This window comes from Jannaschia faecimaris (genome assembly GCF_900107415.1).
Taxonomy (GTDB): Bacteria; Pseudomonadota; Alphaproteobacteria; order Rhodobacterales; family Rhodobacteraceae; genus Jannaschia; species Jannaschia faecimaris.
The window spans coordinates 172,271-198,294 of the sequence record NZ_FNPX01000001.1 but is presented as its reverse complement, the minus strand read 5'-3'; the positions used below and the strand labels follow the sequence as shown (position 1 = coordinate 198,294).

Annotated in this window: 27 protein-coding genes and 1 pseudogene; 12 read left to right on the top strand and 16 right to left on the bottom strand. The window is 62.5% G+C overall.

Translation table 11 applies throughout. From position 1 onward, the window contains the following. Window positions 1-55: 55 nt before the first annotated feature. Window positions 56-1,288: pseudogene (locus tag BLV27_RS00955) on the bottom strand (MFS transporter). A 121-nt stretch (window positions 1,289-1,409) separates the two neighbouring features. On the opposite strand from BLV27_RS00955, the gene zapE reads away from it, so the two are divergent. Beyond that, window positions 1,410-2,474 carry a cell division protein ZapE gene (zapE, locus tag BLV27_RS00950; protein WP_092641997.1) on the top strand — a complete coding sequence of 355 codons (1,065 nt, stop codon included), beginning with the start codon at window positions 1,410-1,412 and terminating at the stop codon, window positions 2,472-2,474. Between the two features lie 98 nt (window positions 2,475-2,572). Here the strand turns inward: zapE and BLV27_RS00945 are convergent, their stop codons facing one another. The 4 genes from BLV27_RS00945 to BLV27_RS00930 form a co-directional block, all read right to left on the bottom strand. Next, window positions 2,573-3,091, bottom strand: coding sequence for a hypothetical protein (locus BLV27_RS00945; RefSeq protein ID WP_211605468.1), 519 nt, complete (start codon window positions 3,089-3,091; stop codon window positions 2,573-2,575). Next, window positions 3,088-4,317: a bifunctional folylpolyglutamate synthase/dihydrofolate synthase gene (locus tag BLV27_RS00940; protein WP_425283629.1), complete on the bottom strand. Its 1,230-nt coding sequence runs from the start codon at window positions 4,315-4,317 to the stop codon at window positions 3,088-3,090. The genes BLV27_RS00945 and BLV27_RS00940 overlap by 4 nt, the downstream gene beginning before the upstream one ends. A 32-nt stretch (window positions 4,318-4,349) precedes the next feature. After that, window positions 4,350-5,336 carry an acetyl-CoA carboxylase, carboxyltransferase subunit beta gene (accD, locus tag BLV27_RS00935; protein WP_092640915.1) on the bottom strand — a complete coding sequence of 329 codons (987 nt, stop codon included), beginning with the start codon at window positions 5,334-5,336 and terminating at the stop codon, window positions 4,350-4,352. A gap of 90 nt (window positions 5,337-5,426) precedes the next feature. Beyond that, complete coding sequence (locus BLV27_RS00930) at window positions 5,427-6,320, bottom strand: CPBP family intramembrane glutamic endopeptidase (RefSeq protein WP_092640912.1); 894 nt, start codon at window positions 6,318-6,320, stop codon at window positions 5,427-5,429. Window positions 6,321-6,446: 126 nt separating this feature from the next. On the opposite strand from BLV27_RS00930, the gene ilvD reads away from it, so the two are divergent. From ilvD to BLV27_RS00910, 4 genes are all read left to right on the top strand, one after another. After that, complete coding sequence (ilvD, locus tag BLV27_RS00925; protein WP_092640909.1) at window positions 6,447-8,180, top strand: dihydroxy-acid dehydratase; 1,734 nt, start codon at window positions 6,447-6,449, stop codon at window positions 8,178-8,180. A 6-nt stretch (window positions 8,181-8,186) separates the two neighbouring features. Beyond that, window positions 8,187-8,969, top strand: a complete 783-nt coding sequence (locus tag BLV27_RS00920; RefSeq protein ID WP_092640905.1) for a DUF6478 family protein — start codon at window positions 8,187-8,189, stop codon at window positions 8,967-8,969. A gap of 12 nt (window positions 8,970-8,981) precedes the next feature. Then, entirely contained in the window at window positions 8,982-9,359 is a 378-nt protein-coding gene (locus BLV27_RS00915) for a hypothetical protein (RefSeq protein ID WP_092640902.1), read from the top strand. A 167-nt stretch (window positions 9,360-9,526) separates the two neighbouring features. Next, the gene (locus BLV27_RS00910) at window positions 9,527-10,432 is read left to right on the top strand and encodes a LysR family transcriptional regulator (protein WP_092640899.1); all 906 of its coding nucleotides are present in this window, start codon (window positions 9,527-9,529) and stop codon (window positions 10,430-10,432) included. Window positions 10,433-10,514: 82 nt separating this feature from the next. Here the strand turns inward: BLV27_RS00910 and BLV27_RS00905 are convergent, their stop codons facing one another. From BLV27_RS00905 to BLV27_RS00890, 4 genes are read right to left on the bottom strand one after another with little or no spacing between them, the layout of a single operon-like run. Further along, window positions 10,515-11,429 (bottom strand): OmpA family protein, encoded by a 915-nt coding sequence (locus BLV27_RS00905; protein WP_092640896.1) that lies wholly within the window; start codon window positions 11,427-11,429, stop codon window positions 10,515-10,517. After that, a complete protein-coding gene (locus tag BLV27_RS00900; RefSeq protein ID WP_092640893.1) occupies window positions 11,426-11,986 on the bottom strand; it encodes a peroxidase-related enzyme in 561 nt (186 codons plus the stop codon). The genes BLV27_RS00905 and BLV27_RS00900 overlap by 4 nt, the downstream gene beginning before the upstream one ends. A gap of 4 nt (window positions 11,987-11,990) precedes the next feature. Beyond that, on the bottom strand, window positions 11,991-12,704 hold the full coding sequence (locus BLV27_RS00895; RefSeq protein ID WP_092640889.1) for a GNAT family N-acetyltransferase: 714 nt from the start codon (window positions 12,702-12,704) through the stop codon (window positions 11,991-11,993). After that, on the bottom strand, window positions 12,701-13,435 hold the full coding sequence (locus BLV27_RS00890; RefSeq protein WP_092640886.1) for a competence/damage-inducible protein A: 735 nt from the start codon (window positions 13,433-13,435) through the stop codon (window positions 12,701-12,703). Before BLV27_RS00890 ends, BLV27_RS00895 begins: the two co-directional genes overlap by 4 nt. Window positions 13,436-13,474: 39 nt before the next feature. On the opposite strand from BLV27_RS00890, the gene sfsA reads away from it, so the two are divergent. From sfsA to radC, 3 genes are all read left to right on the top strand, one after another. Next, a complete protein-coding gene (sfsA, locus tag BLV27_RS00885; RefSeq protein WP_092640883.1) occupies window positions 13,475-14,173 on the top strand; it encodes a DNA/RNA nuclease SfsA in 699 nt (232 codons plus the stop codon). A 48-nt stretch (window positions 14,174-14,221) separates the two neighbouring features. After that, window positions 14,222-15,034, top strand: a complete 813-nt coding sequence (gene map, locus BLV27_RS00880; RefSeq protein WP_092640880.1) for a type I methionyl aminopeptidase — start codon at window positions 14,222-14,224, stop codon at window positions 15,032-15,034. 65 nt (window positions 15,035-15,099) lie between these two features. Continuing rightward, window positions 15,100-15,906 carry a RadC family protein gene (gene radC, locus BLV27_RS00875; RefSeq protein WP_092640877.1) on the top strand — a complete coding sequence of 269 codons (807 nt, stop codon included), beginning with the start codon at window positions 15,100-15,102 and terminating at the stop codon, window positions 15,904-15,906. A gap of 15 nt (window positions 15,907-15,921) precedes the next feature. On the opposite strand, the gene BLV27_RS00870 is transcribed toward radC, so the two are convergent. From BLV27_RS00870 to BLV27_RS19970, 5 genes are all read right to left on the bottom strand, one after another. Continuing rightward, complete coding sequence (locus tag BLV27_RS00870; protein WP_092640874.1) at window positions 15,922-16,824, bottom strand: ornithine cyclodeaminase family protein; 903 nt, start codon at window positions 16,822-16,824, stop codon at window positions 15,922-15,924. Continuing rightward, window positions 16,821-17,441, bottom strand: coding sequence for an HAD family hydrolase (locus BLV27_RS00865; protein ID WP_092640871.1), 621 nt, complete (start codon window positions 17,439-17,441; stop codon window positions 16,821-16,823). Before BLV27_RS00865 ends, BLV27_RS00870 begins: the two co-directional genes overlap by 4 nt. Then, window positions 17,438-18,244 carry an S-formylglutathione hydrolase gene (fghA, locus tag BLV27_RS00860; RefSeq protein WP_092640867.1) on the bottom strand — a complete coding sequence of 269 codons (807 nt, stop codon included), beginning with the start codon at window positions 18,242-18,244 and terminating at the stop codon, window positions 17,438-17,440. The genes BLV27_RS00865 and fghA overlap by 4 nt, the downstream gene beginning before the upstream one ends. Further along, window positions 18,245-19,180 carry an AEC family transporter gene (locus tag BLV27_RS00855; RefSeq protein WP_092640864.1) on the bottom strand — a complete coding sequence of 312 codons (936 nt, stop codon included), beginning with the start codon at window positions 19,178-19,180 and terminating at the stop codon, window positions 18,245-18,247. A 61-nt stretch (window positions 19,181-19,241) separates the two neighbouring features. After that, window positions 19,242-19,373 carry a hypothetical protein gene (locus BLV27_RS19970; protein ID WP_280140277.1) on the bottom strand — a complete coding sequence of 44 codons (132 nt, stop codon included), beginning with the start codon at window positions 19,371-19,373 and terminating at the stop codon, window positions 19,242-19,244. 536 nt (window positions 19,374-19,909) lie between these two features. Between BLV27_RS19970 and BLV27_RS19255 the strand changes: the two genes are divergently transcribed. Together BLV27_RS19255 and BLV27_RS00850 are read left to right on the top strand one after the other, a co-directional pair. Beyond that, the gene (locus BLV27_RS19255) at window positions 19,910-20,080 is read left to right on the top strand and encodes a hypothetical protein (RefSeq protein ID WP_170831311.1); all 171 of its coding nucleotides are present in this window, start codon (window positions 19,910-19,912) and stop codon (window positions 20,078-20,080) included. Between the two features lie 84 nt (window positions 20,081-20,164). Next, a complete protein-coding gene (locus BLV27_RS00850) occupies window positions 20,165-20,785 on the top strand; it encodes a TetR/AcrR family transcriptional regulator (RefSeq protein ID WP_425283628.1) in 621 nt (206 codons plus the stop codon). A gap of 3 nt (window positions 20,786-20,788) precedes the next feature. Here BLV27_RS00850 and ubiG read toward each other — a convergent pair whose 3' ends face one another. Then, window positions 20,789-21,529: a bifunctional 2-polyprenyl-6-hydroxyphenol methylase/3-demethylubiquinol 3-O-methyltransferase UbiG gene (gene ubiG / locus BLV27_RS00845; protein WP_092641994.1), complete on the bottom strand. Its 741-nt coding sequence runs from the start codon at window positions 21,527-21,529 to the stop codon at window positions 20,789-20,791. A gap of 78 nt (window positions 21,530-21,607) precedes the next feature. Here ubiG and pip point away from each other — a divergent pair, with 78 nt between their 5' ends. Next, a complete protein-coding gene (gene pip / locus BLV27_RS00840) occupies window positions 21,608-22,597 on the top strand; it encodes a prolyl aminopeptidase (RefSeq protein ID WP_092640858.1) in 990 nt (329 codons plus the stop codon). Window positions 22,598-22,633: 36 nt separating this feature from the next. On the opposite strand, the gene BLV27_RS00835 is transcribed toward pip, so the two are convergent. Further along, entirely contained in the window at window positions 22,634-23,743 is a 1,110-nt protein-coding gene (locus BLV27_RS00835) for a polysaccharide biosynthesis/export family protein (protein ID WP_092640855.1), read from the bottom strand. A 279-nt stretch (window positions 23,744-24,022) separates the two neighbouring features. On the opposite strand from BLV27_RS00835, the gene BLV27_RS00830 reads away from it, so the two are divergent. After that, window positions 24,023-25,951, top strand: coding sequence for a nucleoside-diphosphate sugar epimerase/dehydratase (locus BLV27_RS00830; RefSeq protein ID WP_244504493.1), 1,929 nt, complete (start codon window positions 24,023-24,025; stop codon window positions 25,949-25,951). The last annotated feature ends 73 nt before the right edge of the window (window positions 25,952-26,024 follow it).

Genomic DNA, 26,024 nt, shown 5'->3' with positions numbered 1-26,024 from the left:
CTCTCCCGATTGATATCGCGAACAGGATGACGGGAAATGGATCTTGGGCAAGCCCTCAGGTGGTGCGCAGGCGCAGAGGCACTTCCTTCACCGGCAAATGTACAATTGCCGACAGCAGACCCACGCCGACGCCAACCCACCAGACGGCAACATAACTCCCGGTGGAATCGTAGAGTGTGCCACCCAGCCAGACGCCGAGAAAACTTCCCAACTGATGGGAAAAGAACACCAGCCCATAAAGCGTGCCCATGTACCGCATGCCGTAAATATGCGCGACCAGACCACTGGTGAGCGGAACCGTCGCCAGCCACAGCGACCCCATCGCAACCGAGAACAGGATCACACTCAGCGGCGTGATTGGGAACGCGATGAAGGCAGCGGCCACAACGGTCCGCCCAACGTAGATGCCCGCCAGCAGGTATTTGCGCGAATACCGTTTTCCCAGATAACCCGCGTAGAGCGTGCCCGCGATATTGGCGAGCCCGATGAGCGAGATCGAGACCGCGCCAAGCACCGACGTCGAGGTGATGCCCATCGAATAGAGGGTGCCATTCGGGTCGATCGGGCCGCACATCTCGGTCACCAGCGCCGGGAAATGCGCCGTGATGAACGCCAGCTGATAGCCGCAGGAAAAGAACCCGATGAAGATCAGCGCATAGGAGGGATCACGAAAGGCCTTGCCCAGGATTTCCGAGAATGTCTCCTCGAGGTCGGCCTTGGAGACGACGGGCGCGCGCATCATCGGCAATGCCAGCAACGAAAGCCCAACCACGGCTGCGAAGATGATGAACACCTCCTGCCAGGAATAGAAGGCCAGCAGGAACTCCGCCGCCGGTACGCCGAAAACCTGCCCCAGCGGTCCGGCTGCGTTGGCGATACCAAGTGTCATCCACCGGTTCTCATCCGAGGCGGCGCGACCGACCACGGCAAGGATTACGCCAAATCCCATGCCCGCGACTCCGAAGCCGACCAGGATTTCCAGCAACTGATGCTCGCCGGGGGTGGTCGCGAACGACGACAACACCAGGCCGGCAGCATAGCATATCACGCCCAGTATGATTGCCTTGCGGTCGCCGAACCGGTCCGCGATGGCCCCGAAGATCGGCTGTCCGATACCCTAGGCCAGATTCTGGATCGCAATAGCCAGCGAAAATTCGGCGCGCGCCCAGCCAAATTCCGTCGCGATGGGCAATTGGAACACCCCGAAACTGGCGCGGATGGCAAAGCCGATCATCAAGACGATACAGCCCGATATCAGGACGGGTGTCAGCAGTCGGTCAGTTTTCATCTTGGCACTCCGGTTCAGGCCGAAGCATTTGCCGTGCGGAGGTTTCGGCGTAAAAACAGAAATCGTGCATTTTTCATTACATACGTTGATGTGTCCCCGCACACCGGGCTACCTGCGGCCCATGGATTTGTACGAACTTTACGAAACGCACGTGGCCGACGGCTCCCTCAGCGGTGATGCCGCGCAGAGGGCGGCGCTGGAACCGCTGGAAAAAGTCCGGCAGGCGCTGACCGCAACCCCGCCAAAGCGCGGCTTCTTTTCGCGGAAGAAGGAACCGGGGGGGCCAATGGGTTGCTACCTCTGGGGAGGCGTGGGGCGCGGCAAGTCGATGCTTATGGACCTGTTCCACGAAGCCTCGCCCGTGCCGTCACGCCGTGTCCATTTCCACGCGTTCATGCAGGAGGTGCACGAGGGGATGCACGCCGCCCGCAAACGCGGCGTCGATGACGCGTTGACCCCCGTGGCCGACGCTATCATTGCCGAGGTTCGTGTACTCTGCTTCGACGAGATGCAGGTCACCGACATCACCGACGCGATGATCGTGGGACGCCTGTTCGAAAAGCTGTTTGCCGCTGGCGTGCGCGTCGTGACCACATCGAACCGAGTGCCAGACGACCTTTACAAGGACGGTTTGAACCGGGCGCTGTTCTTGCCGTTCATCGACCTGATCAAGGAACGCATGATCGTTCACGAACTGGCCGCAGCGCGCGATTACCGACAGGACCGGTTAGGCGACGAGCAGGTCTATTTCGTCGGTGGCGGGCCGTTGGACGACATCTGGCGGCGGCTGTCCAACGGGCGCAATGACGGTCTTACGCTGAAGGTGAAGGGCCGCGATGTGCGGCTGGACGACTATGTATCCGGCGTGGCGCGCGCGTCCTTCGATCAGCTGTGCGGCCGCCCGCTGGGCGCGGGCGATTACCTTGCCTTGGCGCGGGCGGTGCGTGCTCTGATCCTGACCGACGTGCCACGCCTGAGCCGGGCGCAGAACAACGAGGCCAAGCGTTTCGTAACGCTGATCGATGCACTCTACGAGGCAAAGGTGCAGTTGATTATCTCGGCGGCGGCCGAACCCGAAGAGCTTTATGAGGCTGGCGAAGGCCGGTTCGAATTCGACCGCACCGCGTCGCGCCTGCGCGAAATGCAGGCGGCGGATTGGGGCGCGGACGTGGACGCGCCGGGCTAAGTCTGCCCCGCGCATCCTCCGCGATGATCGGCGCAGCGACGACATCCCTGATCGCGGTCAACCAGGTGAGGCGGTTGCAAGCGTGCGCGACCAAGGCGTCATGCGCGGCGACGCGGAATCGCCAGAGATGACATCGGCAAGGGGCCGCAGGGATTGCCCACGTCCGGTGAAATGGCGAGCGGGGTGTCCGGTGCTATGCCGGACTCATCGATAAACTGCCCGTTTACACAGATATCCTGCGCCCGGTTGCCGCCGTTGAAGCCGAAACCGGGGTTCCCGCAATCGGTCGCCGTGCCGTCGGCATTCCATTCCTGATAGGTACCATTTTCCGGGTAGCCACCCATGGGAAAGGACAGCGTGCGGGTGTCGAACTGCAGGGTGAAGGAGGTTTCGGGCGCAAGCTCCACCAATGACCACTTGCCCAGATAATCGCTTCCGCGCCATCCGGTGATCCCGAAGCCGGTGACCGTGTCTTCGGTCACGATGGTGCCCGCCTCGCTGTCGGGATAGGTGATGAAGCCTTCCACGCGGTATCCGTTCGCCCCCTCCCAGCAGAAGGCATGGGTCGCGGCCTGAACTGGGCTGGCGAGGGCGAGAAGGAGCGCGATCCGGATCATGCGTTCTCCCGCAAGATATGGCCTGCAAGGTAAAGCGATCCGCAGATCAGGACGCGGGCATTCGGTGTCTGCGCGGTGATTCCGGTGATGGCCGTTGCGACGCTGTCCGCTTCGGACGCGGCGATCCCGGCGCGCGTCGCGGCGGCGCAGGTTTCGGCGGCGGAGAGCGTGTTCACTTCGTCCGGGATGGAGATGGCGTGGAGGTGCTGCGTCGCGTCCGCCAGTGGCCTCATGTAGCCCGTCGCGTCCTTGGTGTTCAGCATCCCGCAGATCAGGTGGAGAGGGCGGGGTGGCAAACGGCCCAACGCCTCGGCCAGGGCGATCCCGGCGGCGGGATTGTGCCCCCCGTCGAGCCAGAGTTCAGCAGATCTGGCGGCCTCGACCAAGGGGCCTGACTTCAGTCGCTGCATCCGGGCGGGCCATGTGGCCCCTGTCATCGCGGCCTCGGCCCCGGCGGCCCGGTCCAGCGCGCGCAAGGCGGCAATGGCCATGCCCGCGTTCTGCACCTGGTGCGCGCCGATCAGGCGGGGCAGGGGCAGGTCCATCAACCCATTCTCGTCCTGAAAGATCAGGCGACCGGCTTCCTCGGTCACGTGCCAATGCTGGCCGAAGACCTGTAGCGGGGCACCCAGACGCGCGGCGCGGGCTTCGATGACCTCCAGTGCAGCTTCGTCCTGCGGGCCGACGATGCAGGGCACGCCGCGTTTGATGATCCCGGCCTTCTCGCCCGCGATGGCGGCGAGGGTGTTGCCCAGAAATGCCTCGTGATCCATCGAAACGGGCGTGATGATCGTGAGGACGGGGTCGATTACGTTGGTCGCGTCCAGCCGTCCGCCAAGGCCCACTTCCAGAAGGGTCCAGTCGGCGGGTGCGCGCGCAAAGGCCAGAAAGGCGGCGCAGGTCGTGATCTCAAAGAAGGTGATCGGCGCGCCGCCGTTCAATGCCTCGCATTCGGCCAGAAGCTTGGCGAGGTCGTCTTCGGCAATCAGGTCGCCCGCCACGCGGATGCGTTCGTGGAACCGCGCGAGATGCGGGGAGGTGTAGGCATGGACAGTCTCGCCGCCGCTATCCAGCCCGGCGCGGATCATCGCCTGGGTCGAGCCCTTGCCGTTCGTGCCGGCGATATGGATGACCGGCGGGATGCGCCGTTCTGGATGGTCAAGGGCGTCCAGAAGGTGATGCACACGGTCCAGCACAAGGTCGATGACCTTGGGGTGCAGGGCCATCAACCGCCCGAGGACGACATCGGACCCGTCGTTCACTCGGAGGGCTTCTTCTTCTCGTCGTCTTCTGTCGGCGAGGTGCCTTCGGCTTCGTCGCTGATGGCCTGGATCGCTTCGGACAGGGCCTCGGCCTCGGCGGCTTCGGGGGCGGGAAGGTCCCCGTGAACGATGGGGCCTTCGCCCGTGAGCATCCGCAGGATCGTGGCCAGTTCGTCCCTCTGCTCACCGCGTGGCGTGACGCGATCGAGCATGCCGTGGTCCAGCAGGTATTCGGCCCGCTGGAAACCCTCCGGCAGGGTTTCGCGGATGGTCTGTTCGATGACGCGGGGGCCGGCGAAACAGATCAGGGCGTTGGGTTCGGCGATGTGGACATCGCCCAGCATCGCATAGGATGCCGTAACGCCGCCGGTCGTCGGATGCGTCAGCACCACGACGTAAGGCAGGCCCGCATCCTTGAGCATTTCCACGGCGACCGTGGTGCGCGGCATCTGCATCAGCGACAGGATGCCTTCCTGCATACGCGCGCCCCCGGCGGCGGAAAACAGGATCAGCGGGCGCTTCAGGGCGACAGCGCGTTCAGCCGCGGCGATGATCGCATTGCCGACATACATGCCCATAGATCCGGCCATGAAGCCGAAATCCTGGCAGGCGGCCACCACAGGGGTGCGGTGGATTTCCCCTTCGGCGACCAGCATCGCCTCGGCTTCGTTCGCGGCTTTCTGGGCGGCTTTCAGACGGTCGGGGTATTTCTTCTGATCCCGAAACTTGAGGGGGTCGTCGATTGGCTTGGGGACCGAAACCTCGGTGAAGATGCCCCCATCGAACAGCGCGGCGAACCGGTCGCGCGGGGTGATGTGCATGTGGTGACCGCAATTGGTGCAGACCCGCAGGTTATCGGCCAGTTCTCGATGGAAAAGCATCGTGCCGCATTCGTCGCACTTGGTCCAAAGGTTCTCTGGCACTTCGCGGCGCGAGAACAGCGAGTTGATTTTAGGCCGGACGTAGTTCGAGATCCAGTTCATGTAGGTTCCTCGCCAATGCTGACGCCGGGATAGCCACGGGTGAGGGGGATTGCAAATGCCTGCGCATCGTTCCCTGACTTGCCGTTTGCGTCAGGCAGCTCGTTTGGTCCGTCGTACCACCCACAGGCGCACGCAGGCCCAAACGATGACGGTGATGGCCATTTCCTGCCAGACAAGAGGATCCCAGAGCGACAGATCCTCCGCGCCAAAGGGCGTCGTGTAAAGTGCAAGGCCCGACAGGTTGCCCTTCAAAGACATCAGCAGGATGGCCGAGCAGTTGTTGAGGAAATGAAGACCCCAGGCCAGGCCAATCGACCCGGTGACGCGGGTCAGGTCGGCGGCGATCAAGCCGAACAACGTGGGGGGCAAGATGATCCAGGCCTTGTCCACGCCGGCTGTCGGATCAAGGTGCAATGCGCCGAATGCCAGCGACGGGATCAGCATCCAGACGAGCGGGGACTGGAAGCGCGCGGCAAGTTGCTGTTGAAGGTAGCCCCGGAAGGCCAGCTCTTCGGCCCCGGTCTGGATGAGGATGGCAACCAATGCGATGGGCAGGAAGCTGAGAAAAAGGCTAAGCGGTGCGTTCGGCACCGGCGTGAACGGCAGCGGTAGAATCAGGCTGAGCACGGCGTAAATGGAGGCGGCGATGGCGATGGCCGTGATGAAGTCCCGTATCAGGTGCGGGCCGAACAGGCTGCGCGATGCCCGTTTGTGCAATAGCCTGACCGCCACCATTGCCGAGATGAAAGGCAGTGTGAACATCGACAGGAACAGTACCACTAGTGTCGGCGTGCCGCCCGTCGCGAAGGTGGCGAGGTAGGCCTGCGACTCCCCTGGGCCGAGAGTGAGAAAGAGCGCGATGATCACGAGGACGAACCCCAGCACATAACCCAGTGCGATCAGGGCCATTCCTACAAAGGTTCGCCACAGCTGTGGCTTGTCGCGTGCCGGCGCGACGAAACGGTCGAATTCGGCGGTCCACATGCTCGGCCTGCCCTTGTAGTTGTTTTCTTCTTCTTAGAGACGCTTGCCGGGTCGGGCAATCATGCTTGTCGCGCCTTGTCCCCGCGTCTATCCACTTGGGGCAAAGGCACATGAAGGAATACCGCAATGGCGAAGGCCCCCACCGACAAGACGAACCTGCCCAGCCGCCACGTGACGGAAGGCCCGTCGCGCGCCCCGCATCGCAGCTATTTCTATGCGATGGGACTAGATGAGGAGGCGATTCATCAGCCTTGGGTTGGCGTCGCGACGTGCTGGAACGAGGCGGCACCCTGCAACATCGCCCTGAACCGCCAGGCGCAGGCCGTGAAGTTGGGCGTCAAGCAGGAAGGGGGCACCCCGCGGGAGTTTACGACGATCACCGTGACGGACGGCATCGCCATGGGGCACGAGGGAATGCGCTCCTCTCTGGCGTCGCGCGAGGCGATTGCCGACACGGTGGAGCTGACGATGCGCGGCCACTGCTATGACGCGATCGTGGGGCTTGCGGGGTGCGACAAGTCGCTTCCGGGGATGATGATGGCGATGGTGCGTCTGAACACGCCATCGGTATTCATCTACGGCGGATCGATCCTGCCGGGGCGTCTGCATGGCAAGGACGTGACCGTTCAGGACGTATTCGAAGCCGTTGGTCAGCATCAGGCGGGGAACATGTCCGATGCGGAGCTTGAAATCCTGGAGCGGGTCGCCTGCCCGTCGGCCGGGGCCTGCGGCGGTCAGTTTACCGCCAATACGATGGCCTGCGTGTCTGAAGCCATTGGTCTGGCCTTGCCCAATTCGTCGGGCGCGCCTGCCCCGTATGAATCGCGTGACCAGTATTGCATCGCCTCGGGCGAGGCGGTGATGAACCTGATCGCGAAGAACATCCGTGCCCGCGATATCGTCACGCGCAAATCGCTGGAGAATGCGGCACGCATCGTGGCGTGCACCGGCGGATCCACCAATGCGGGCCTTCACCTGCCGGCCATCGCCCACGAGGCGGGGATCGATTTCAACCTGCAGGACGTCTGCGACATTTTCCGCGACACGCCGTACTTCGTCGACCTGAAGCCCGGCGGGGCCTATGTCGCCAAGGACCTGTACGAAGCGGGCGGCGTTCCCGTGGTGATGAAGGAGCTGCGCAAGGCTGGCCTGATCCACGAAGATTGCATGACCTGCACCGGCCGCAGCATGGGTGAGGAGCTGGACATGGTTTCGCTGGAGGCGGATGGCCGCGTCGTCTACCCGGTGGAAACGCCGATCACCAAGACCGGTGGCGTTGTCGGTCTGATGGGGAACCTGGCCCCCGAGGGTGCCATCGTGAAGGTCGCGGGCATGGAGGCGCAGCATCAGATTTTCATGGGCCCGGCCCGTGTCTTCGAATCCGAGGAAGAGGCATTTGAAGCCGTGAAGGCCCGTAAGTACGAGGAAGGTGAAGTCATCGTCATCCGCAACGAAGGCCCCGCCGGTGGCCCCGGCATGCGCGAGATGCTGGCCACCACCGCGGCCCTGTCCGGACAGGGCATGGGCAAGAAGGTCGCGCTGATCACCGATGGGCGCTTTTCGGGTGCCACGCGGGGGTTCTGCGTGGGGCACGTCGGGCCCGAGGCGGCTCATGGCGGCCCGATCGCCTTGCTCAACAACGGGGACGTCATCACGCTGAACGCGATCGACGGCACCATCAGCGTTGACATTACCGACGAGGAGATGGAGCAGCGGCGCGCCGACTGGGCCGGTCCGAAGAAGACGATCTATTCTTCCGGCGCTCTGTGGAAGTATGCCCAGCTTGTCGGCTCGGCGCAGTTGGGGGCCTGCACGCACCCCGGTGCCAAGGACGAGAGCCACATCTACATGGATCTTTAGACGCGGATGCCGTCCCGCCTGCCCAGCCTGGTGGAAAGCCTGCGCTCGCGTCTTGCGGTGCGGCGCTGGCAACGGGCTGCGCAGTCGGCGGGATCGCTGGATGCGGCGACGCTTGCCCGATTGGGGCCGCGTGCCCGACAGGTTGCATGCCACGCCCGGCAATTGGCCGAGGCGGCGGACCGTGTGCTGTACGACACGCGATCCGGGTCTGACGGGATCGACCGTCCGGCGATGTGCGACTGGGCTTGGCGGCCCGCCCCCTGGGCCGCCGAAATGACGCCCCGCGCAGTGGCCGGTGCGGTGGGGGGCATGCAACTGACGGAAGGGGTCCGGCTGTTTCATGACTGCCCCCTGTCGGAGATCACGATCAGGCAGAAGCGGGCGACGCGCGCGGACGCCGCGGCACCATTCACGCTCTCGGTCGACGCGCTGGGATTCGCGGGATCGTTCCTGTCGCTGGCGTTGGACCTTCCGAAAGCTGCCGCGTTTGGCCTGCGGCGGTCGCATATTATCGGTATCTCGACGCGTCTCAGGATGGAGCGCGCGGGGGAGATGTTCGTACGGCTCAACATCAAGCAAGGACCGAACACCGACCAGATGGTAAGCGAGCTTCACCCAGGTGATCGCCCGGACAGCCCGGTCACTGCCGAATTCGATCTGGGCTTCGACGAAATCAATCCTGCCAAGCTGGAAGGGGCGTGGATCGACCTGATTTTCGAGCGGCCCGAGATGAACCTGGTCCTGATCGAGGACCTGACACTGACCCGCCGTCCGCGCGCCGATATCTGAGAGGCCTGACCGATGCCCGAGCCAAGTTCCTGGATCCTGCACCGCACCGGTGTCACTGGCGGCACCTATCGCGGGCTTCTGACGGCGACAGACGAGTCGGATGAAACCCCGCCGCCCCTCACTCTGGTGCTGGGAGGGGAGACGCTTGGCGAGATGACGATGGAGGCCGTGGACGGCGGCTGGCAGGTCGAGGGCGAGATGGGCCTTGCCCCGTTGACGGACGGCGCGCAGACGGTTTTCGTGCGCCTGCCGGATGGTACGGCGCTGGACTCGGTCACGGTGATCACGGGCCTGAGCGCGCCCGAGGACCTGCGCGCCGAACTGGCAACCCTGCGCGACGAAGTTACGCTCCTAAAAAAGGCGTTCCGTCGCCATGTGAACCAAATATGACCTAGCTTTAGATAACATTAACAAATGCTTAACGAACAAACCCCCACGTTTCCTGCCCCGGTTTAATCCCGAAACCATACCGGCATTGACCCAACAGTGGCACGATCCTGCCGTATTCGAACGGCATTCATTGGCCCAAGCGTAATTATTTGCCAAGGGTCTGCCAAATGGATCGTCTGTCTGAAATGGAAGCCTTCGCCACGGTTGTGGACCAAGGCGGATTTACCGATGCCGCCAAGAAGCTGGGGATATCCAAATCCGCTGTGTCCAAACATGTGTCGTCGCTGGAATCGCGCCTTGGCGCTCGGCTTCTGAATCGGACCACACGCCGCGTGTCGCCGACCGAAATCGGCCTGGCCTACTACGACCGTGCGCGTCGTGTGCTCAACGATGCCGGCGAAGCAGATGCGCTGGTCACTTCAATGCAATCGGCACCATCGGGGATGTTGCGCGTATCGGTTGCAACTGACTTCGGTGTGAACCACCTGTCGCCTATTCTGGGCGGGTTTCTGCACGAATATCCCGACATCACGGTCAACATGGTCCTCGACAATCGTTACGTGGAGCTGATCTCCGAAGGGTTCGACCTGTCGGTGCGCATCGGCGATCTTGAAGACAGCTCGCTTCGCGCCCGCAAACTTGCCGAGACCCACCGCCAGATGATCGCTTCGCCAGCCTACCTGGAGGAGTACGGTCGTCCTCAGCGGATTGATGATCTGAACGAGCACAAGCTGCTGCACTATTCGAACCAATCGAATGGCTCCGTGTGGAAGCTGACGGCCCCCTCTGGCGAGAAGCGCCAGGTACGCTCGGCCGGGTGGCTGACGGTGAACGACGGGCAAAGCCTGCTGAATGCTGCGATGGGCGGCCTTGGTATCGCATTCCTGCCGGACTTCCTCTACGCCGACGCCATGAAGGAGGGGAAACTGGTCCCCGCGATCGAGGGCCTGGCCCCCGAAACTCAGGGCATTTATGCCGTCTACCCGCCGGGCCGCTATACTCAGCCCAAGGTGCGCGCCTTCATCGATTTCCTGGTGGAGAGCTTTCGCGATCGTGGCCCCGGCGAGTGGTAAAACCTCGGCCCTGACGGTTCCGACCTTTTGACGGATCGTTCTATCGGGCGACCCGTTTGTGGTTTTGGAACCTCTAGCCCGGCTAAGGGGTCGAGATGATGACGGCCTCGACCCGTCGGTTCGTCTGGCGACCGGCCTCGGTGTCATTGCGGGTCAGGGGCGCGAAGAAGCCGACGCCTTGAATTTCTACACGCCCCGGAGCGACGCCGTATTTCACCGTGAGCAAGGTTCGCGCGCTCTCGGCGCGCCGCCGGGAGATGGCCATATTCCCCTCGGCGCTGCCTTCGGCGTCGGTGTGACCGACAAGAGCAATCCGTATTGTTTTGTTTTCTTTCATGAAATCAGATAAGTCAGCCAGGGAAGCATAGCTGTCCTGCGCCAATTCGGTCGAGCCGGTCCGGAAGTCGAGATCGGGCAGAACCGCGCGGCCCATTTCGAGCAATGTCTGTACGACATCGGAAGTGTTGGGCGGGGTTGGCAAGTCGGACGGGGCGACGGGGTCAGACGCAGGGTCGAGCGGTGCGATCTCGGCGTCCGGATCGACCGTGGTGGTCTGCACGAAGCTCAACTCCCCCGAGCGGCTGACGAGGAGCGTCGTCCAAGCCGCGCCACGTTGCGCCGCAAGATAGCGGTAGTCGGCAAGGTCCACGAACATCTGTGGCGCTGGCGTCACGTCGATTTCGAACCGAAAATCGAAGCCGCCACAGGCGCGTGTGGCGCATTCGAACACTTCCTCCCATCCCTGCTCAATCAGTTGGGCGCGCAGGGGGGCAAGGATTTGCAGTGTGGTTTCGGCCCCCGTCAACTGCCAGATCCGACGCGTGACGGCCCCTTCGGCGGTGATTGAGGGTAAGGTGCCATCGAATGGTTCGGTGGCGATCCGGTGGCTGGAGAGGGGGCGCGTCTCGGCAAAGGTCTGGTTCGCGGGGAAGGGCATCGTCAGATTGGCCGCCTGCGCGGGGAGTCCCAGGGCAAGAAAGACCACCAGTGTTTTCAACGGTATTGCCCGTGATATTCAGGGTTCGGGGCCATCGCGATGGCCGAGGCGACCCGATTGGTCATGTTGAAGAACCCGGCGACACCGGCCAGGTCGAAGATATCGCGGTCCGTCAGGCCATGCTCGCGCAGCGTGGCGCGGTCGGCTTCCTCAATCGTGGCCGAGGCCTTGGTCATCTTGACCGCAAAGTCGAGCATGGCACGCACCCGCGCATCAATCAGCGCGACCCGGTAATTCATCGCTATCATCTCGCCGAGGTGCGGATCGTTCGACAGCTGCCGAACCGCCGCTCCATGAGCGACGAGGCAATAGAAGCACCGGTTTTCGGCGGAGACGGCGACGGCGATCATCTCGCGCTCCAGCTTGGACAGGCCCGAAGGGGCTAGCATCAGGTCGTTGTACATCGCGGTGAAGGCGTTGAGCTTGTCCACGTCGAAGGCATAGGCCCGCAGGACGTTCGGCACGAACCCGAGCTTTTCCACGCATATGTCGAAATAGCGCTGCGTCGCCTCGGGCAACGGTTTCATCTGGGGCAGGTTCAGGGCGGTGGGCTGCATGTGCTTACTCCGAAGGCGCGCGACGATAATGGTATGCTGCCGCAGCTTTCATTCCATGACTAGCGTATGTCGCGTTGGCGGGCGCGTTGTCGCTTGCCGCGACAAGTGACAGGCGCGTGCACCCGTGGTCTCTGGCCCAATGGGCAGCCGCGCGCAGGATGTTGCCCGCTACGCCCTTGCGGCGATGCCGGGTCAGGACTTCGACCGCCGAGAGCATCGCCATGTCGCCATCGGCGGCGACAAAACCGACACCGGCAGCCCTGTCATCGACCCGCCCGAGGATGCCGCCGGGTTTCGCCGCCCGGGCCATCACGGCCTGACGTTCGGGTCCGACGTGTCCGCCCTCGGCCCAGATATCGCGCATGATCTGGAGTGGTGGCCAGATTGAAAAGGCCGTGGCGTAGGGCATCGGCGTCGTCGTCAGGGACGCGATATCGATCGTCCAGATCGTCACCGCATCCTCGATCCCGTATCCGCGCCGGGCAAGGGCACGGTCCAGCGCGGCCTGCTCCGGATGGATTATGAAACTGGGGCATAACCCGTTGTCGCGAGCCAGTGCCTCGGCCGCATCGATATGGTCCACTGCGTTGCCCGACATGGCGTTGACACGCCCCCCCGCACCCGGGGTGATCCGCAGGGTCCATGGCCCCTGCGTCACAATGCGCTCAGCGGGCCAGCAGGCATCGATGATCGTCTGCCAGTGGGAACGCTCGGTCATTCGAACAGGGTCGCCAGCTTGGCGGTCGCCATATCCAGACGGGTGCGATCCTGCCCCCGAATGACGATGTTGGTGCCGAATTTGCCGTCCTTCTGGAATGGGTATGACCCGACCGAGAGGTCGGTATATTCCTTCGCCAGCGCGCCCAGCGGTTCGGCGATGTCACCCTCGCCCCGGTCGATCCGGGTGGAGGTCGACAGCAGAGGTGCCCCCCCTGTCAAGGTCGGCAGTACGGTCGCGACCATGGCTTGAAACACCTTGGGTACGCCGGCCATGACGTGCACATTGCCGATAGTGAAGCCGGGGGCCACCGACACCGGGTTGTCGATCAGGGTGGCCCCGTCAGGGATACGGGCCATGCGCAGCCGCGCTGCGTTCAATTTCGACCCGGTCTTGGCGTAATGGGCGGCCAGCAGGGTGCGGGCATCGTCGCGCACGTCGACGTTCACGGCAAAGGCGGCGGCCACGGCATCGGCCGTTATATCGTCGTGGGTCGGCCCGATGCCTCCGCTTGTGAAAACCGTATCCCAGGTGCCACGCAACCCGTTCAGCGCCTCTACGATACCGTCGTGGTCGTCCGAGACGATACGAACCTCCTTGAGGTCGATTCCCGCTTCGGTCAGTTGTCCGGCAAGATAGTGCATGTTGGCGTCGCGGGTGCGTCCCGAGAGGATCTCGTCCCCGATGACAAGCATGGCAGCGGTGGGGTTGGGTCCCGTCTGATCTGGCATTGTGGTCTCCTGTGTCACAGATGGGTATAGGTCGCGCCCATGCGCTTCGCCACTCCGCTTGTCCCCGCCACGCTGATCCGCCGTTACAAACGGTTCCTGTCCGATGTGGTGCTGGAGGACGGGACCGAGGTCGTGGCCCATTGTCCGAACCCCGGTGCGATGACCGGGCTGGCGGAGCCGGGGACCCGCATCTGGTTGGAGCCCAACGACAACCCGAAGAAGAAGCTGAAGTACGGTTGGCGATTGACCGAACTGCCGGACGGGCACATGGCCGGGATCGATACAGGCGTACCCAACCGCGTGGTGGGCGAGGCGTTGCGCGCCGGTCTGGTGCCGGGTCTGTCCGGCGATGTGCGGGCGGAGGTGAAGTACGGCACCAATTCGCGGGTTGATTTCCTGCTCAGCGATTCCGGGGTCACGACATATGTCGAGGTGAAGAACTGCCACCTGAGGCGCAGCGGCACCCTGGCCGAGTTCCCCGATTGCGTGACGTTGCGCGGCGCGAAACACATGGAGGAACTGGCCGAGGTGGCGCGGCAGGGACATCGGGCCGTCCTGATCTTCCTTGTTCAGCGTACTGATTGCACGTCGGTTGCCGTGGCTGACGATATCGATCCGGGATATGCCCGCGCCTTCGACGCGGCGCGCACGGCAGGCGTGGAGGTGATTGCCCTGTCGTCACGGATCACCGTGGACGGGGTCGAGTCGGGGCCGCCCCTGCCGGTCAGTGGTGGATAATTCCATCACGCCATCTTAAATGGGGCGCAAAGGATCAGGAGCAGACACTTGGACGAACATCGCGGCAGATTGACCCGGGACGGCATCCGCATTCACGAGGACGCGGATTTCGCCGGTATGCACAAGGCTGGCAAGCTGGCGGCGGAAATTTTGGACCGGATCGCTGAGCATGTCGTGCCGGGTGCAACCACCGGCGCGATCGACCAGTTGATCACCGATTGGGTGGAGGACGCGGGTGCGACCTCGGCCACGATCGGCTACAAGGGCTATCAGCATGCCAGTTGCATCAGCGTTAACCACGTCGTTTGCCACGGCATTCCTGGCGACAAGATCCTCAAGGACGGTGACATACTGAATATCGACGTGACGGTCATCGTCGATGGCTGGTTCGGCGACACGTCGCGCATGTATGTCGCAGGCAAACTGTCGCGGAAGGCCGAGCGCCTGGTTCAGGTGACGCACGATGCGTTGATGAAGGGGATTGAGGCCGTGCGCCCCGGCAATACCTTCGGCGATATCGGCCACGCGATCCAGACCTACGCCGAAGCGCAGCGCATGGGCGTCGTGCGCGATTTCTGCGGGCACGGACTTGGCCGCGTGTTCCACGCGCCGCCCAACGTGCTGCACTATGGCAAGCCCGGAACGGGGCCGATGCTGGAGGAAGGAATGTTCTTCACGATCGAGCCGATGATCAACCTTGGCCGCCCTGAGACGAAGGTTCTGGCCGACGACTGGACCGCCGTGACCCGCGACAAGTCGCTGTCGGCGCAGTTCGAGCATTCGGTGGGCGTGACGGCAACGGGGGCGGAGATATTCACGCTCTCACCGGCGGGCTTGTTTCATCCGACCCTCCTGAACTGAAGTCGCGATTCTGCGCTAAAAACGGTTTAACGCCTTTTTAACCTGTTCGGGGTCAATGTCGGCACATGACCCGACCCACATCAGACGCGACCCATGGCATCGCCGGCAGTTTCAGCGAAGCCTCTCCTATCGATCTGTTCGGTTCGGTCACTCCGGTGCCTGCGCGCGCTGTCCCCCCAAGCGCAGGCACCGGCAACGAACTCGACTCGCGGCTGGCGCATCGCGCCCGCCTGCGGCAGCGATTCATGCAGGGTGGGGCCGCGGCGATGCCTGATTATGAACTTCTCGAACTGCTGCTGTTCCGTGCTTTGCCGCGCGGCGACGTCAAGCCGTTGGCCAAACGGTTGCTGTGCACGTTTGGGGACCTCAACAGTGTAATGGCCGCCCCGGCCGATCGACTGGCCGAGGTGAAGGGCGCGGGGCAGGCCGTCGTCGAGCAGTTGAAGATTCTGGAGGCGCTTGGACATCGCATGGCACGCGCCAAGGTGATCGAGCGCCCCATCCTGTCGTCCTGGGATGCCTTGCTGGACTATCTCAAGACCGCGCTGGCGCATCAGGGAACAGAGCGGTTCCGCGTGCTCTATCTCGACCGCAAGAACGTGCTGATCGCGGATCAGGAATTGGCCGAAGGGACAGTTGATCACGTCCCTGTATACCCGCGCGAAGTGGTCAAGCGTGCTCTTGCATTGAACGCTTCAGCTCTGATCCTGGTACATAATCACCCGTCAGGCGACCCCACCCCGTCAGAGGCCGATATCGCGATGACCATCGCCATCCGGGATGCGGCGGCCCTGCTGGGAATCATGCTGCACGATCATCTGGTGATCGGAAAGGGCGCGGAGGTGTCGTTCCGGGCAGAAGGTTTGATCTGACCCGACGCGCGGGTTTCAGGCGACTGCGTCCAGGATGTAGCGCGCGGTCATCAGGTCCAGATGGGCCCCGCCGCCGTTCTTGAACAGCGTGATCTCCTCGTCCGAGGTGCGCCGCATCGCGTCACCGTCATAGTAGTCCGCCCGCACGTCGTCGCTGGTGATGACACCGTCCGCCAATGGAATCTTCAGCTCCCCGATGTGATCGAGCGTCGTGGCGCGGGAGTCGACAAAAAGGGTGGCGCGGCGCAGGGCTTCGTCGTCCGCCTCCCGCATGTCAGGACGGTAGGCCCCGATCAGGTCGATGTGCTGACCCGGGCGCAACCATTCGCCGCGCAGCACCGGTTCGGCCGCCATCGTGGCGCAGGTGACGATGTCGGCCTGGCTCACGGCTTGAGCCAGATCGGTCGCATGGGCGATATCATGCGCCCTGGCAAAGGTGGCAGCGGTGGCGGCGGTGCGTGACCAGACCGTGAAAACCGCGTCGGGAAACGCGGCGGAATAGGCTTGATGAAGCGACCGTGCGACCGTGCCGGAGCCGACGATCAGGATATGTTTGCTCTCGGGGCGGGCCAGGCGGGTCGCTGCGTGGACTGAGTCGCCGGCGGTCTTCCACTTTGTGACCAGCGCGAAGTCCAGCGTCGCGGCCAGAGTGCCATCAGCATCGGACAGCAAGGAAACGGCACCCCCGATCGTCGGTTTGCCCAAGGCCTTGTTGCCCGGAAAGATGGTCGCCGTCTTTACCAGCGCGCCCAACCCGTCGATCCATGCGGCGCGGCTGAGGATGGTGTCTTCGCCGCGGTATAGAAAGCTGTCCTTCACGTCCGCGCGGGCCAACCGGTGTCCCGCCTCAAAGGCCTGGCCCAGCTTCATCCAGTCGAGTTTCGCCTCGGCTTCGGGACCGATGAACAGCGGGGTCATCGGGCCTCCTCTACCGTCAGCAATCCCTCGGCCACCAACCGGTCGGCCCAGCCCTGCGGATGCTCGAACAGGTGCGCGTTCCAGCCGCGCGCGCGGGCCATTTCGATATTGGCGTCGCGGTCGTCCGCGAACAACAAAGCCTCGCCGGATAATCCGAGGTCGGCTTCGACCATTTCGTAGATCGCTTCGTCAGGTTTTATCACGCCCATGTGCCCCGAAACGAATGCGCGGTCGAATTCTGCCAGGAAGTCGAAATGCCCCTTGGCCAACTCGAAGCTTTCGATCCCAAAATTCGTGAGTGCGTGGACAGGAGTGCCCTTGGCCCGAAGCGCCCGTTGCAGCCTGACGGATTGGTCGATCGCTGGACGCGCCAGTTCCAGCCAGTGGTCGTGCCACATGCGAATTTCGGCGCGCCATTCTGGGTAGGTCTCGGCCGTGTCGTAGATGATGTCGCGGAACCCCTGACCCAGATCGACCCGGTCGTTCATGCCGTGCAGGTCGACTTGCGCGAACATGGCCTTGCGGCGGTCCTGTCCGATGGCGCGATCGTAAAACCGCTCTGGCTGCCACTCGATGAGGACGTTGCCGATGTCGAAAATGACGGCCCGGATCGTCATGCCAGATGCTCCGCGTGGAAGGCTATGTGTTCGGCTGCGAAAGACGCGACGAAGAAATAGCTGTGGTCGTAGCCGCGCCGCAGATTGAGCGTGGCTTCGGATTTCGTTTCGGTCAGGGCCCCGGCAAAGGCGGCGGTGCCCAGTTTGTCGTAGAACTGGTCCGATGTGCCCGTGTCGATCAGCGTGGGCGGCAGTTTCGCGCCCGCCGTCAACAGGACTGTTGCATCATGCGCCGCGGGGTCGCCGGTGTAGGCCGTCAATTGCGGAATGCCCCACTCGCTGTCCGACGGGTTGCAGATGGGAGCAAAGGCCGAGACGGACTTGAACCGATCGGGTCGTTTGAGGGCCAGCGTCAGCGCGCCGTGGCCGCCCATGGAATGACCCGTGAGCGACTGGCGGGTATCGTCCAGGTCGAAAGCGGCGAAGACCGTCTCGGGCAGATCTGCGGTGATGTAGCGTTCCATACGGAAGTGCCTGGCCCAGTCGCCCTCGGTCGCATCGACGTAGAAACCCGCGCCCTGACCCATGTCGTAGGCGTCGTCATCCGCCACGCCTTCGCCACGTGGCGAGGTGTCGGGGAATATTACAGTGAGGCCGGCATCGCTCGCCCAGGCCTGCAACCCGGCCTTCGTCATCGCGTTTTCATGGGTGCAGGTGAGGCCCGACAAATACCAGAGTACCGCGCCCGTGGCGTGTTCCGGTTTGAAAACGGCGAAGGTCATGTCGGTGCCAGTTGCATCGGAGGCATGGGTATAAACGCCCTGGGTGCCGCCGAAGCAGCGGTTCTCGGAAACGGTCTTCATTCAGGTTCCTCCAGTCAGTAAGCCGATGATGACCGACACGGTGACGATCGATACGGCAGTCGATACGAGTATGGCGGCGCTTACACGTTGGGGGGCCACGCCGTAGTGTTGGGCGAGCATGTAGACATTACCGGCCACCGGCAAAGCCGCAGCAGAGATCATGACGGTGGCGGCGAACGGATCGGCAACCGGGAAGATGACGAGCGCGGCAAGAGCCACGGCGGCGGGGTGTAAAACCAGCTTGCAGAACGTCAGCCAGCCCGCGACGGAAATCCGCTCCGCTGTTTTGCCTGCCAGCGACGCCCCGATGGCGAACAGCGCGCCTGGCGTGGCGGCGGCCCCGAGGATCGACAGAAATTCGTTCACTGGCTGCCACAGCTCCCGCCCCGTCGAAGACCAGGCGATGCCTAGGATGATCGACACGATCATCGGGTTTCTCGCCAGGCCCAGCCCCACGGTCTTAAGCGTTGCGACTGATACCCGACCCTCGCGCGACCCGGTGATCAGGATCACGATGAGCGACGAGAAGACGATCAGGTCGGTCGCAAGAACCATCAGCATCGGGCCCGCCGACTCGGGGCCCAGAAGCAGGATGAACATGGGAATGCCAAGAAAGCCGACGTTGCCGATAATGGCGACCTGCGCCTCGACCGCCGATTCGGCGATCGACAGGCCGCGCACCATGCCGACGGCGGTGGCAATCAGATAGACCGTGATGCAGCCCCAAAGATACGCAGTGATGAACTGCCAGTCGAGAATATCCGAAAGTGACAGATTGGCAGCGAAGTTGAACAGCATCGCCGAGAGCGCGAACCAGAAGACGAACTTTGTAAGGTAGGCGGTCGCCTCGGCCGTGAAGAACCGGGTACGGCCCGCGAAATAACCAAGTGCGATCAGCGCAAAGAACGGAATTGTTTTGAGGAAGATCGCCAACATGAATGATGGCTATCGGGCGGGTTCGGACATGTCCAGCAAGGGCGTGAGACGGGCAGTCAGTTCAACCGTCTGACACGGGTGCCTGCGCGGGTTGGTCGGTTCTGGTCCGCTCGACCACGCGGTCCGCGACAAGCCAGAGCGACACGCCCAGGGCAACGGCAACCACCGCGCGCAGAGCCAGACGGCGGATCACGATGGGGCGCCGTACGTGCGGCATTGCGCGTGTCGACGAAAGTTTTTGCGCGAGACTGCAGGCATGGAATCATCTTACCTTCGGCAGAAGGCCGCGCAAGACATGGCGAGGTTTGGCTGACGGCCATTTATCGCGAATTGCGCCCGGTCGGAAATTAGGTTTTTCATGACATGCGCGGACAATGATCGGACACCCAAGCCGGCGCCGCAATATGCCGGGGCGTTCGCGGTCTCCCTACAGACCAGCGACCCAGCGGACGGGCTTCGAGCGAGGGGCCTGTCCGCACCGGTTAAAAACTAAACGGTTCAGTCCATAATCGCATTGACGGGCGTAAGATTCTCTGGCAAACAAAATATGAACTATACCGTTCAGTATATTTATAGTGCGGAGACCGGGCCAACGATAACCGCCGTGTTCAATCGATTGACAGTCTCTCACCATTTCGCCCGCGTCCCGCCAATTCCCGTTGGGGCCATCCTCTCGGGGCGTCGCCCTTCACCTGAGGGCCCGGCCCGGTTTTTCAAAGGATAAGACACATGACCCGTTTCGCATCGACCGCAATCGTCGCAATTATGCTGTTGGCGTTTCCAGCCCATGCCGGTGGCTGGGGATTTGTCCTGCCCGCGTTGACCTTCACCGCCACGGTGGACCCGGTCCCCACGCCGCCTTCCCCGGTAACTGCCTCGACCCGTCAAGCAGGGAATTGACGGGCGGCGCATAACATCGCGGATCTGGTGAAGCTTGTGCACAGGCCGTCACCCTTTATATCTCGCTACAACAATAGCGGGAATATCATGAACGAAGCCACGCCGATCAAAAGGGGCCGAAAGTTCGACCAGGTTCTGGAGGGCGCGCGCGAAGTGTTCATGGCGGACGGCTATGAAGGGGCAAGCGTCGATGCCATCGCCAGGGCGGCGGGGGTGTCGAAGGCGACGCTCTACAGCTATTTCGCAGACAAGAGCCTTCTGTTTATGGAGGTCGCAAAGACAGAGTGTCTGACCCAGATCGAGGAAGCAGGCCGAATCCTTGCCGCGTACGACCATCCCCGTACCGTTCTGGGTCAATCCGGTCGACGAATGATGCGGCTGGTCTTGTCACCCTTCGGCCAGGCCATATTTCGCATGTGCGTCGCTGAACGGGATCGATTTCCCGAATTGGGCCGCGAGTTTTATCGCACCGGGCCGGAAGTCTTCCATGGCACGATGTGCGCCTATTTCGAACAGGCGGTGGCCAAGGGCGACCTTGTGATCGACGACCTGAAGCTGGCGACCGACCAGTTCATCGAGTTGTGCCACGCACAATTGTTTACGCAGATGGTGTTCGGTATTCGTGAGACAGCGACCGAGGAGGAGATCAGCCGCATTGTCGATGGTGCGGTCGATACCTTCATGGCGCGTTATGGCAGCCAGTAGTCGTCAGCCTGGTCTGACACTGGCCGTGACGTAGTTCACTGATAAGTCTCGATCCGACAGACGCCAGCTCCAGGTGATCGGGTTGAACACGAACCCCATCCGGTCCTCGGGGCGCATCCCGGATTGCTCCAGCAGGGCGAACAACTCGTCCGGGGTAATGAACTTCGACCATTCGTGCGTGCCTTTGGGCAGCCAGCGCATGACGTGCTCGGCCCCGATGATCGCCATCACATAGGATTTCGGGTTTCGGCTGATGGTCGAGCAGATCATGATCCCGCCCGGACGCAGAAGATCGCGACAGGCGGTAAGGTAGGCCAGCGGGTCCGAGACGTGTTCGACCACTTCCATGTTTAGGATCGCGTCAAAGGGTGCCTCGTCGGTCCTGAGCAAATCCTCTGCCGAGGTGTGGCGATAATCGATTTCCAGCCCGGACTGTTCGGCATGGGCTTGTGCGACAGGGATGTTGCGCTCCGCGGCATCGACACCAACAACGGTCGCGCCCAAGCGGGCCATAGGTTCCGATAGCAGGCCACCGCCGCAGCCGATATCCAGAATACGGAGGCCCTCGAACGGGCGTTCGGTTTGCAGATCACGGTCGAACTCCGCCGCGATCTGGGTTGTTATGTAGTCCAGACGGCACGGGTTGAGCATGTGCAGCGGTTTGAACTTGCCATTGGGGTCCCACCATTCTGCGGCCATAGCCTGGAATTTCTCGATTTCTGCGGCGTCGATCGTGGTGTTCATGGCATTCTCTGTCGTGTGCATTGGTTTCATGATTCCACCGGTGGTGGAGACGCTTCATCGCGTTATATAGAGCCAGAGATGGATCAGAACACGCGTCAGACCAGCGCAACAGCGCTTTACCCGCCGATCGACCCCTTCGACCAGCAGATGCTGGACGTGGGCGATGGTCATAAGGTCTATGTAGAGCAGTGTGGCAACCCGGATGGCCTGCCGGTTGTCGTTCTGCACGGGGGGCCGGGTGGTGGTTGCAGCCCGATGATGCGGCGGTTCTTCGACCCTGCGATCTGGCGTGTCATCCTCTTCGACCAACGTGGGTGCGGCCGGTCCCGGCCTCACGCCAGCGTTGCCGATAATACGACTTGGCACCTCGTCGCGGATATCGAGCGTATTCGGACCGCGCTGGGCGTTGACGCCTGGGCCGTCTTCGGCGGGAGCTGGGGAGCGACGCTTTCGCTAATCTACGCGATCACGCATCCCGGCCGCGCGGCACACTTGATTCTGCGCGGCGTATTCCTGATGGAGCAGCGGGAGTTGAACTGGTTTTACGGTGGCGGCGCAGGGTCGTTCTGGCCCGATCAATGGGCCCGCTTTCGCGCGATGATCCCCGACGACGAGCAGGGCGACCTTATCGAAGCGTACAACCGCCGCCTGTTCGACACGCCACCGCATGAGCAGGTGAAATACGCCCGCGCCTGGGCGTCTTGGGAAAACGCGCTGGCGTCGGTCCACTCGCAGGGCCGTTCGGGCGAGCCGGGGGGCGAATACGCACGGGCGTTTGCGCGACTCGAAAACCACTACTTCTCGAACAGGGGATTTCTTGAAGGGGACGGCTGGATTCGTGCGAACCTGGCGCGGCTCAAGGATATCCGTGGTCACATTGTACAGGGACGGTACGACATGATTTGCCCCCCGCTGTCGGCGCACCTGCTGGCTCAGGGCTGGTCCGGGGCGTCGCTCGACTTCGCGCCCTTCGCCGGTCACGCCCTGTCTGAAGCGGGCATCACCGAGCGTCTGGTCGCGGCGACCGACAGTGTGGGCCGGTTGAACATCGAATCGCTTCGGTTCTGAGCGACACGTCCCGCCGGTCTTTGCCAAAGGGCCGCGTCAGTTGATCACCCTGTTCGCGAGGCCAAAGGCCGATCCGACAAGGCCGAAGATCGTCTGCGTACTAGTGACCGGGCTTTCGGTCACATAGACCAGATCTCCGGGCATCATCTGGAACTTCCGAGCCGAGAAAAGGCCATCGGCCGACGTCAGGTCGATGGCGAAGATGACCTGCTGCTTGCGCGGCCCGCGCATTCCTGCCGCCAAGGCATCTGTCGGGTAGTCTCGCAGGATCAGGATACCCTTTGGGTCCGCGCGGCCGTCCTGAATGCCGCCGATGATCGATACGGCGTCCATCGCGCTCAGGACGTCCTTGGTGAAGGGATGCAGGGCTTCGCGGCCGGCCGCCCCGACCGAGAGAAAATATCGGTCGTCTTCCTTGACGATCACTTGGTCGCCGCTTTGCAGCAACGTGTCCAGGTTAGGCTCGGCATAGAGCCGGCTTATCGACGTGCCAAAGACGCGCGACCCGCGCTGCAGGCGAATTTGGGGGTTGGCGAGGCTGCCTTCCACGCCGCCACCGGCGGCAATCAGGCTGAGCACGGTGTAGTTTCGGTCTGGCATCGGGAACGCTCCGGCATTCCGCACGCCCCCCACCAACTCGACAGAGTTTGCGCGACCTTGCGCCAGGGCGAGTTGCACCTGCGCCGAACCCGCAACTGCACCCATGGCGTCCTGTACGATCTCACGTGCGCGCTGGGGAGAGTGCCCCGCGATGCGGACGGTCCCGATGTAGGGGACGAATATCGATCCTGCCGGTGACACCAGAAGGTTCTGGAGAACGGTCTGACGGCCTTCGACTGGCACGATCAGAGAGTTCGGATCACTGTCCCAGATGGTCAGCGTCACAGCATCGCCGGAGCGGATGACCTGACCATTGGCTCCTTGGCTGGCTGCGATCCATTCCAGGCCGGGCGCACCGACATGCGGCCACTGGCTGATGGATGGCAGAAGGGCGCGCGTCACCGGGTATAGCGCAAACTCGGCGTTTGCATCCTCCCGCGCGCTCAGAACCTCTGATTGGAGCGCCGCGCCGCGGGGCAGCGAGCACCCCGTGATTGCGGCAAGACAGAAAAATACGGCCGTGAAACGGCGCACTAAAATCAGCATTCTTGGCCTGAAATCCACGAAAAATTCATTGTCGGCGAGCAAAATACAGCCCGTGGCGGCACACTAGACGATGGACCGGCCGCGTCAAATCGTTCGACGTAAAATCAGCGTGCAGCCTGGCAGCGCTACCGTGATATTCTGCGTGTATCCGCCGTTTTTCAACTTTTGCCGTGGCGGAAGTGGCACGCAGAAACAAGCGACGGTGCCGTTTGTATTTTGGTAACGAAATCTTAACCCGGACCTGTTTGTTGCTCACCTTGGGCTCTGATTGGGATACCGATGATCATTCGCAGAGGCGTGAAGCTGGACGCTTTCCTCAAGTCGTTGACACGACGTCATAAGTACGTGTTCTTCTTTGTGCTTGATCTGATGCTTGTGGTGGCTGCCCTGGTGGTTGCGTTGGCTCTCAATCCCCAACCGGGGCTGATGCCCTCCGTGGGGGTGACACTTTCGGTGGCGACCCCATACCTGTTGATCCTGTCCGGAGGGGCGCTCGTTACCTTGGGAATTCCGTCGGTGAACCTGTCGGAGTTCGATGGTCATGCGACGCTCCAGGCTGCCGCTTTGTCACTGTTCCTGGCGATTGCCGGGGCTGTCCTCGCGCGGGTTTTTGGCTTGAGCATGCCGATGTCGGTGCCGCTGGTCTTTGCGACCAGCTTGTTCCTGATGATAACGACTTCACGTGTCGTGTTGTTGCAACTGGTGCTGGCCATTTACCGCCGCAGCAAAGCGGTGATGCGGGTCCTGATCTACGGGGCCGGTGCAACCGGGACGCAACTCGTCCGCGCGCTGCGCGGACACAACGAAATCGAGCCGATCGCATTCGTCGACGACAATCCCGTGCTTCAGGGCCTCAGCGTTTCGGGTCTGCCAGTCTACACGCCGGTCCGCGTTTCGGAGATCGCGCAGAGCAAGCGGATCGACCGGGTCCTGCTTGCCATACCCTCGCTGAGCCCTCCCAAGCAGGCACGTATCGCACGACGCCTGCAACGGCTGGGCCTTGAGGTGCAGACCCTGCCATCGTTCTCGCAATTGATTGGTCGGAAGCCGCTTCTTGACCGGTTTGAACCGCTGAAGCCAAAGATGCTCCTTGGGCGCGACGAGGTGGACACCCAGTTGCTCGACGGTGCGGAGAGTTATCGGGGCAAGACTATATTGGTTTCCGGCGCAGGCGGGTCCATCGGATCGGAGTTGTGCCGCCAGCTGATTGACAATTCGCCCAAACGACTGATTTTGTTTGAGTTGTCTGAAATCGCGCTCTTCACGGTGCACCAGGAACTGCAGAACACCGCCCGCGACCAGAAGGTGGAGTTGGTGCCTGTTCTGGGCTCGGTCACCGACCCGCGGCAGGTTCGGCAGGTTCTAAACGACCATGACGTCGAGATCGTTCTCCATGCCGCCGCCTACAAGCACGTCATGCTGGTGCAGCAAAACCCACTCGCCGGTCTGGCCAACAACGTACTTGGTACCCAGACCTTGGCCAACGCCGCCGTCCGTGCCGGGGTTGAACGGTTCATCCTTATTTCCTCAGATAAGGCGGTGCGCCCGCGCGGCGTGATGGGCGCGTCCAAGCGCCTAGCGGAACTGGTTGTCCAAGACATTGCAAGCCGTACTTCCGAAGGTGGACCGGTGCTGTCGGTGGTCCGGTTCGGCAACGTTCTCGGGTCGTCCGGTTCGGTTGTTCCGGTCTTTCAGGATCAAATTCGCCGCGGCGGGCCGATCACCGTCACCCACCCGCATGTAACCCGCTACTTCATGACCATCGCCGAGGCGGCCCGTCTTGTCCTGCGCGCGGGGTCCATGGCCGAAGGGGGCGAGGTCTTACTTCTGGATATGGGAAATCCGGTGAAAATCGTGGATCTGGCCACCCAGATGATCGAACAGGCGGGATATACCGTGCAGAGCGACGCAAGCCCGCAAGGGGATATCGCGATTGAATTCATCGGGCTGCGCGACGGTGAGAAACTGCATGAAGAGCTGTTTTTCGACGGGTCGGAGCGACCAACCGTCGAGAAGAAAATCTTTCGCCTGCGGGAAGCCGGACTTAGCGAGTTCGAGGTGGCGGACATTCTGCGATCGCTGCGGCATGCCATGGCAAGTGGGGCACCCGAAGGCGCGCTGGATGCGATGGCGCGGCACGTGCCGGGATTCGGGGCATCCATTCCGGATGTTGCCGATAATGCGGGTCCGGCCATTCGGGTCCTCTAAGGGCATCGCCGGTTTCGATCCAACCCTGAAATCGTCGTTTGACAGACGCCCCGTCTCTCGGTCACGAGGGGCA

Bases quoted from the DNA above. Each gene is read 5' to 3' on its own strand.
- zapE (WP_092641997.1), top strand. From the start codon at position 1,410: ATGGATTTGTACGAACTTTACGAAACGCACGTGGCCGACGGCTCCCTC.
- BLV27_RS00945 (WP_211605468.1), bottom strand. From the start codon at position 3,091: ATGATCCGGATCGCGCTCCTTCTCGCCCTCGCCAGCCCAGTTCAGGCC.
- BLV27_RS00940 (WP_425283629.1), bottom strand. From the start codon at position 4,317: ATGGCCCTGCACCCCAAGGTCATCGACCTTGTGCTGGACCGTGTGCAT.
- accD (WP_092640915.1), bottom strand. From the start codon at position 5,336: ATGAACTGGATCTCGAACTACGTCCGGCCTAAAATCAACTCGCTGTTC.
- BLV27_RS00930 (WP_092640912.1), bottom strand. From the start codon at position 6,320: ATGTGGACCGCCGAATTCGACCGTTTCGTCGCGCCGGCACGCGACAAG.
- ilvD (WP_092640909.1), top strand. From the start codon at position 6,447: ATGGCGAAGGCCCCCACCGACAAGACGAACCTGCCCAGCCGCCACGTG.
- BLV27_RS00920 (WP_092640905.1), top strand. From the start codon at position 8,187: ATGCCGTCCCGCCTGCCCAGCCTGGTGGAAAGCCTGCGCTCGCGTCTT.
- BLV27_RS00915 (WP_092640902.1), top strand. From the start codon at position 8,982: ATGCCCGAGCCAAGTTCCTGGATCCTGCACCGCACCGGTGTCACTGGC.
- BLV27_RS00910 (WP_092640899.1), top strand. From the start codon at position 9,527: ATGGATCGTCTGTCTGAAATGGAAGCCTTCGCCACGGTTGTGGACCAA.
- BLV27_RS00900 (WP_092640893.1), bottom strand. From the start codon at position 11,986: ATGCAGCCCACCGCCCTGAACCTGCCCCAGATGAAACCGTTGCCCGAG.
- BLV27_RS00895 (WP_092640889.1), bottom strand. From the start codon at position 12,704: ATGACCGAGCGTTCCCACTGGCAGACGATCATCGATGCCTGCTGGCCC.
- BLV27_RS00890 (WP_092640886.1), bottom strand. From the start codon at position 13,435: ATGCCAGATCAGACGGGACCCAACCCCACCGCTGCCATGCTTGTCATC.
- sfsA (WP_092640883.1), top strand. From the start codon at position 13,475: ATGCGCTTCGCCACTCCGCTTGTCCCCGCCACGCTGATCCGCCGTTAC.
- radC (WP_092640877.1), top strand. From the start codon at position 15,100: ATGACCCGACCCACATCAGACGCGACCCATGGCATCGCCGGCAGTTTC.
- BLV27_RS00870 (WP_092640874.1), bottom strand. From the start codon at position 16,824: ATGACCCCGCTGTTCATCGGTCCCGAAGCCGAGGCGAAACTCGACTGG.
- BLV27_RS00865 (WP_092640871.1), bottom strand. From the start codon at position 17,441: ATGACGATCCGGGCCGTCATTTTCGACATCGGCAACGTCCTCATCGAG.
- fghA (WP_092640867.1), bottom strand. From the start codon at position 18,244: ATGAAGACCGTTTCCGAGAACCGCTGCTTCGGCGGCACCCAGGGCGTT.
- BLV27_RS00855 (WP_092640864.1), bottom strand. From the start codon at position 19,180: ATGTTGGCGATCTTCCTCAAAACAATTCCGTTCTTTGCGCTGATCGCA.
- BLV27_RS19255 (WP_170831311.1), top strand. From the start codon at position 19,910: ATGACCCGTTTCGCATCGACCGCAATCGTCGCAATTATGCTGTTGGCG.
- ubiG (WP_092641994.1), bottom strand. From the start codon at position 21,529: ATGAACACCACGATCGACGCCGCAGAAATCGAGAAATTCCAGGCTATG.
- pip (WP_092640858.1), top strand. From the start codon at position 21,608: ATGGATCAGAACACGCGTCAGACCAGCGCAACAGCGCTTTACCCGCCG.
- BLV27_RS00835 (WP_092640855.1), bottom strand. From the start codon at position 23,743: ATGCTGATTTTAGTGCGCCGTTTCACGGCCGTATTTTTCTGTCTTGCC.
- BLV27_RS00830 (WP_244504493.1), top strand. From the start codon at position 24,023: ATGATCATTCGCAGAGGCGTGAAGCTGGACGCTTTCCTCAAGTCGTTG.